Origin of the sequence: Acinetobacter sp. B51(2017), from assembly GCF_003711395.1 — a bacterium.
Taxonomy (GTDB): Bacteria; Pseudomonadota; Gammaproteobacteria; order Pseudomonadales; family Moraxellaceae; genus Acinetobacter.
This window is the reverse complement of sequence record NZ_PJRJ01000056.1, coordinates 1-6,472: the sequence shown is the minus strand read 5'-3', so window position 1 is coordinate 6,472 and position 6,472 is coordinate 1. Positions and strand designations below refer to the sequence as shown.

The window sequence follows — 6,472 nt, the reverse complement described above, 5'->3', positions numbered from 1 at the left end:
GGCCTTTAGCGTATGTTTCTTCTTTTTACCACTGTAGAACTTACTCTGATTTTTTTTTCGGGCGTTCGATTGAACATTCTGTCGCATCAATAATGACCCAGTTAAAGTGTTCTTCTGCTGTGGTTATACTTCGTTTTGGCAGGGTAAAACGTCTTGATTTCATCAATGCATCTTCAACCTTTTTAATGGTTCGATTCACATTACTTTCAGCGATATGGTAATTTGCCGCTAATTCCAGTTGAGTGCTGTAGTTGCGTAAGTAATTGAGAGTTAATAACAACTGATCCTCTATATCTAAAGTATGAGGTCGACCTGATTTCTTTTTGAGTGATTCTGCTTTTTCTAGAACCTCTACCATCTCAGTAAAAACTTGTCGAGGTACGCCAACTAAGCGTTTGAATTCAGAATCTGAAAAACGGTTTAATTTCTGATATCTCATAAAATTTATATGGAGGTGATTTTTACTTTCGCAAGAGGTCTACTGTATATATTCTACCAAAGAGAGAATTTCCTGAGTTTTGTGCTTCATTTTATTTATTCGCGGACAACTTCGGGATCTTCTCTGAGAATATCAATGGCTGACGCAAGCCATTTACTGTAAAAACTTAAAGCCAGCTAGATGTTTTTTATCAAATATTAGTGCCTTGAAGAATATGTTGAATCATGGCATATGCGATACTGCCTTGAAATGGAAGTTCAGGCAGAGCGTCAAACTTAAAGAATTGAGCATCGGCTAATTCATCGGTTTGTATACTTATCTCACCTGCAGCATATTCAGCTTTAAATGCCAACATCAGGTGACTCGGAAAAGGCCACGGCTGGCTGGCTAAATACTGTATATTTTTAATCTCTAATCCAACCTCTTCTAAGGTTTCGCGACGTACTGCTTCTTCTAGCGTTTCACCCACTTCAACAAAACCTGCAATCAAGCTGTACATGGTGGCATGACGTAAGTTGCGTACTAGTAATATTTCATCTTTAGCGCGGGTGATCAGCGTAATTACACAAGGATTAACGCGAGGATATTGATGATAGCCACACTTATGACAGGTCATGACAAATTGCTGTATACGTTGATGAGCTTTTGAACCGCAATGGCTACAGAATTGATGGTTACGACGCCATTCTAACAATTGCACGGCACGACTGGCTTGTTGAAACTGTTGAGGTGTCCAAACTTGTATTAGCTGTCGAATGGATACACATTGATAACCTAGGGGAATGTCTTCATGCGCTTTTAAATCTCGTGCAATGCAATGCTCATCAATGATGAGGTCGTCAGCTAAAGCACGGATTTCAGGCAGCTCAAAGTGCTGATTAACGACTAATTGTTGTTGTCTTAAAAGATATGCCTTGGCATACATAGCGATGATCCTGATAAAAAAAGTCCCATACATCGAGGGGGCGAATATGGGACAAGAGAGAAAACTGTAGGCAATTTTTTCAGATTTGATAGTAGATAAAAAATAGTATAATTACAATTAAAATATTTTGTAAGTTTTTGATTATATTCACATATATTTCACAGCTTTTCTGAAATATATTTTGATTTAAATCTTGACTAACAACGATGCACTATTTATAGCGCATTGTCATGGCTGTTATGTAAATCACTCAACTAAATATCAATAGCATCGCTCTATGCAATCCAATAACGCGCTTATTTTGCTCTAACAGCCATGAGTTAGTTTTATATATGAATTTGCGTATATATGGATATTCATATATAAATAGCGAAATATATATGATGCTGATGATTTAAAATGTCGACTGTAAAAATCTACCATAACCCTGCCTGTGGCACCTCACGCAATACTTTGGCATTGATTCAAAATGCTGGTATACAACCCGAGGTGATTTTATATTTAGAAAACCCACCCACTGAAGCTGAATTAACACAGATGATTCAGGCGGCAGGTTTAACCGTGCGCCAAGCGATTCGTGTCAATGTTGCTCCTTATGAACAACTTGGTTTAGCAGAAGATCGTTTTAATGATACACAACTGATTGCATTGATGGTTCAACATCCACTTTTAATCAATCGTCCTTTTGTGGTCACCGAATTAGGCACACGCTTGTCGCGTCCTTCTGAAGTGGTGTTAGACATTTTACCTCAACCACAACAAAGTGCTTTTGTTAAAGAAGATGATGAACAGATTGTCGATGCCAATGGTCAACCTGTGAAATGAAAGAGGCATAGAATCGTCATGCAACAACTGACATTTTTTAAATGCTTGGCGGATGAAACCCGCTTAAATATTGTATTGCTGGTCAGCGCACATCAAGAACTTTGCGTCTGTGATCTCACTAAAAAATTAGCTTTAAGTCAACCGAAAATTTCACGGCATTTGGCTTTGTTACGATCATCAGGTCTATTGGTAGATCGACGTCAAGGGCAGTGGGTATATTACCGCTTACATCCTGAATTAGAGGCATGGTGTCACAGCATTTTAGACACCTTGTTAGCAGCAGAACAGAATCAAGCCTTGATCCAAATTGGTCAAAGCATACCAAGCTGCTGCGAGTAAATGATGCAAAAAAAACTCTCCTTTTTAGATCGTAATCTCACGCTGTGGATTTTTCTCGCCATGGCAGGTGGGGTATTAATTGGATATTTCTTCCCCCAAGCTTCAAAAAGTCTAGAGGCAATGAGCATCAACTCGGTCAATTTACCTATCGCAATTGGCCTCATTTTGATGATGTATCCGCCACTGGCGAAAGTGGATTATGCGACATTACCGAAAATCTTTCAGGATAAGAAAACTCTGACTTTGTCTTTGATTCAAAACTGGTTGATTGCACCTGTGTTGATGTTTGCCTTAGCGATTATTTTTCTGCATAGCTACCCTGAATATATGACAGGTCTGATCTTGATTGGTTTAGCACGATGTATTGCGATGGTCTTGGTGTGGAACAATTTAGCTTGTGGCGATCATCAGTATGTTGCGGCTTTGGTGGCGTTTAACAGCATTTTCCAAATCCTGTTCTTTAGTAGCTATGCTTGGTTATTCTTGACTTTCTTGCCGCCATATTTTGGTGTGGCATCACAAGTCATTAACGTCGATTTTTGGACCATTACCCATGCAGTGTTGGTGTATTTGGGCATTCCATTCTTATTGGGCTTTTTGACGCGTTTGATTTTGGTCAAGATCAAGGGGTTGGACTGGTATCAAAGTACCTTCCTGCCAAAAATTAGTCCTTTCAGTCTGCTGGCTTTATTGTTCACCATTTTGGCGATGTTTAGCCTCAAAGGGGGCGAAGTCTTGAGTTTGCCGTTGGATGTACTACGCATCGCGATTCCATTAACGCTTTATTTTGTGCTGATGTTTTTTGTTAGCTTTTTTATGAGCAAATACATGGGCAATGACTACCCAAAAACCACCGCAATTTCCTTTACCGCAGCTGGTAATAATTTTGAACTGGCTTTGGCTGTAGCCATTGCAACCTTTGGTTTGGCATCCCCTGTGGCATTTACCACGGTGATTGGCCCTTTGGTTGAAGTACCAGTGTTGATTGCTTTGGTCAGTGTCTCACTTTGGCTGAAGAAAAAATATTATCCAAATACTTGAGTGTAAATAGATGCAACAGATGATGAATTTAGCCAATCTTGTGGATGACTTACTGCCAACGCCAACTTTTGCTGACGTGCAGGCTACCGAATTAAGCCATCCTCCACGTATTTTATTGTTGTATGGTTCAAATCGTGAGCGTTCTTATAGTCGTTTAGCGGTGCTCGAAGCGGGGCGTATTTTGCAGCGTTTTGGTTGTGAGGTCAAAATCTTCCATCCTAAAGGTTTACCGTTGCCTGAAGATGGGGATATAGAGCATCCCAAAGTCAAAGAATTATATGAATTATTGGCGTGGTCAGAAGGCATGGTTTGGTGTTCACCTGAGCGCCATGGCGCAATGAGCTCAATCTTTAAAGCACAGATTGACTGGATTCCGCTGGCAGCAGGGGCAATTCGTGCCACACAAGGTAAAACTTTAGCCTTGATGCAAGTCAGCGGTGGCTCACAGTCGTTTAATAGTGTCAATCAAATGCGTATCTTAGGGCGGTGGATGCGCATGATCACTATTCCTAACCAATCATCCATTCCAAAAGCCTTTTTGCAGTTTGAAGAAGATGGACGCATGAAGCCATCATCACTGTATGACCGTATTGTTGATGTGATGGAAGAGCTGTATAAGTTTACCTTGCTGACTCGTGGTCAGGCGGCATATTTGACTAATCGCTATTCGGAGCGCAAAGAATCTGCTGCAGAATTGTCACAGCGAGTCAATCAGACATCACTTTAAAAGCAAAAGCCCTGAACAGAAGTTTAGGGCTTTTATTTTAGCTCGCATAAGTGGCATGTGAGTGAGATAGATTATTCAAATTTAAAGTGATCATGCATGGCTTGATAGCCTTGAGTTTAAGGTATTTGCGAAGATGAATCTTGATTGCCATTATCAAGTGCTGTAAAAATAAATAGAAAAAATTCTAAGTAAAAAAAATTAATATTTAATATGGTGATAGATTAGTTGTTTTTATATCAAATTTTGTGATATGGTCTGGTTTCTTTTCTGAAGGCAACATTCGCCTTCAGTCTCTTTTTTACTTTGCATCCTATTTTGAGTGGATTATTTTTTAATCTTTAAATTTAGGTTTGTACATCAATTATTTTTTTACGAGCCTGAATAAACTCAAAACTGGAGGTAGACGAAGTTATTAAAACTAATGGAGATAGCGATGACTAGAATAGCAATTATTGGTTCAGGTCCCAGTGGCATGGCACAATTAAGAGCATTCCAATCAGCAAAGGCCAAAGGTCTAGAAATTCCCGAAATTATCTGTTTTGAAAAACAAAGTGATTGGGGCGGACAATGGAATTACACTTGGCGTACAGGTGTGGATGAAAATGGAGAACCTGTTCATAGTAGTATGTACCGTTATCTGTGGTCAAATGGCCCTAAGGAAGCCTTAGAGTTTGCGGATTATACCTTCGACGAACATTTTAAAAAGCCAATCGCCTCTTACCCACCAAGAGAAGTATTGTGGGATTATATTAAGGGTCGCGCTGAAAAAGCCAAGATCAAACATTTAGTCAGATTCAACACAGTGGTACAGCATGTCCGCTACGATGAACATAACCAGAAATTTACTGTTGCAGCAGAAGATTATAAGAACCAAAGACACTATGTAGAAGAATTCGATTATGTGATCGTGGCCACAGGGCACTTTTCCACCCCGAAGGTACCAGTATATAAAGGCTTTGATCAGTTTCATGGCCGTATTTTACATGCCCATGATTTTCGTGATGCACGTGAATTTGCAGGTAAAACTGTACTGCTTGTCGGCAGTAGCTATTCTGCTGAAGATATTGGTTCACAATGCTACAAATATGGCGCAAAGCAAATCTATAGCTGCTATCGTAACCAACCGATGGGTTTTAAATGGCCTAAAAATTGGTCTGAGAAAAAGCAATTACTGCGGGTTGATGAGCGTAAAGCATATTTTGGCGATGGCAGCTCAGCACAAATCGATGCAATTATTTTGTGTACCGGCTATTTGCACCACTTCCCATTTATCGAAGACACATTACGTTTAAGGACGCATAACTGTTTATATCCATTGGATCTTTATCAAGGCGTTGTTTGGGAAAAAAATCCACGTTTATTTTATCTGGGTATGCAAGACCAATGGTATACATTTAATATGTTCGACGCTCAGGCATGGTATGTCAGAGATATCATTTTAGGGAAAATTACGTTACCAAGTTTGCCTCAAATGCAACGTCATACCGAGAATAAACATTTAGAGGAAAGGGCTTTAACGACAGATGAGCAACAAGCACGTTTCCAAGGTGAATACATCAAATGTCTGATTCAGCAAACGGACTATCCGTCTTTTGATGTGGATGGCGTGCACGATATTTTTATGCAATGGAAACAGCATAAAAAAGAAAATATTATGCGATTTCGAGATAAAACCTATCGCTCAGTCATGACCGGTAAAATGGCCAAAGTGCATCATACCCCTTGGCTAGAAGCGCTTGATGATTCCCTAGAGAGTTATTTAACTTCAAAAGCAGTTCAAGAGAAAAATTTTATTTAGCTAAAATGTAGAATGTAAATAAAGCTTAAAATGGGGGTTCTGCTCCCATTTTGGCTCATGTTTTCATAACATGATAGTCTTTAGTGTCACTGACCTAAAATAACTCGCTCTAGAAAAAATGTATGATCATGCTGACTCAATCAGCAGGTACAATAATATTGAGATTCCTCAATCGCATTTCAATGCAAGAATACTTTTCTGAATGAAATCACTTGTGCACCTACAGTGCCATCGTCATATCTAAAAATCTTGGTAGTGTCCAAATCTAACGTGTTATCCATCTATCTTTCATATCCTGATTATATTTCAATAAAAATAGATGCAAGACAGCTTCGTGATTTTCTTTCTTCTTAGAAAAGCTTAATGTCTTTCGAGTAA

6 protein-coding genes and 1 pseudogene are annotated in these 6,472 nt (G+C 39.2%); 5 read left to right on the top strand and 2 right to left on the bottom strand.

What is annotated here, in order from left to right:
- Together CYK47_RS14690 and nudC are read right to left on the bottom strand one after the other, a co-directional pair.
- Positions 1 to 439 (bottom strand): annotated as a pseudogene (locus tag CYK47_RS14690) (transposase family protein); the annotation flags it as partial.
- Between the two features lie 190 nt (positions 440 to 629).
- Positions 630 to 1,370, bottom strand: coding sequence for an NAD(+) diphosphatase (nudC, locus tag CYK47_RS14685; RefSeq protein ID WP_122902530.1), 741 nt, complete (start codon positions 1,368 to 1,370; stop codon positions 630 to 632).
- A gap of 393 nt (positions 1,371 to 1,763) precedes the next feature.
- On the opposite strand from nudC, the gene arsC reads away from it, so the two are divergent.
- From arsC to CYK47_RS14660, 5 genes are all read left to right on the top strand, one after another.
- A complete protein-coding gene (arsC, locus tag CYK47_RS14680) occupies positions 1,764 to 2,189 on the top strand; it encodes an arsenate reductase (glutaredoxin) (protein ID WP_122902528.1) in 426 nt (141 codons plus the stop codon).
- An 18-nt stretch (positions 2,190 to 2,207) separates the two neighbouring features.
- Positions 2,208 to 2,528, top strand: a complete 321-nt coding sequence (locus tag CYK47_RS14675) for a metalloregulator ArsR/SmtB family transcription factor (RefSeq protein WP_122902527.1) — start codon at positions 2,208 to 2,210, stop codon at positions 2,526 to 2,528.
- Positions 2,529 to 3,569, top strand: coding sequence for an ACR3 family arsenite efflux transporter (arsB, locus tag CYK47_RS14670; protein ID WP_122902526.1), 1,041 nt, complete (start codon positions 2,529 to 2,531; stop codon positions 3,567 to 3,569).
- Positions 3,570 to 3,591: 22 nt separating this feature from the next.
- Positions 3,592 to 4,296 (top strand): arsenical resistance protein ArsH, encoded by a 705-nt coding sequence (gene arsH, locus CYK47_RS14665; RefSeq protein WP_122902529.1) that lies wholly within the window; start codon positions 3,592 to 3,594, stop codon positions 4,294 to 4,296.
- A 433-nt stretch (positions 4,297 to 4,729) separates the two neighbouring features.
- Positions 4,730 to 6,094, top strand: a complete 1,365-nt coding sequence (locus CYK47_RS14660) for a trimethylamine monooxygenase (protein WP_122902525.1) — start codon at positions 4,730 to 4,732, stop codon at positions 6,092 to 6,094.
- The last annotated feature ends 378 nt before the right edge of the window (positions 6,095 to 6,472 follow it).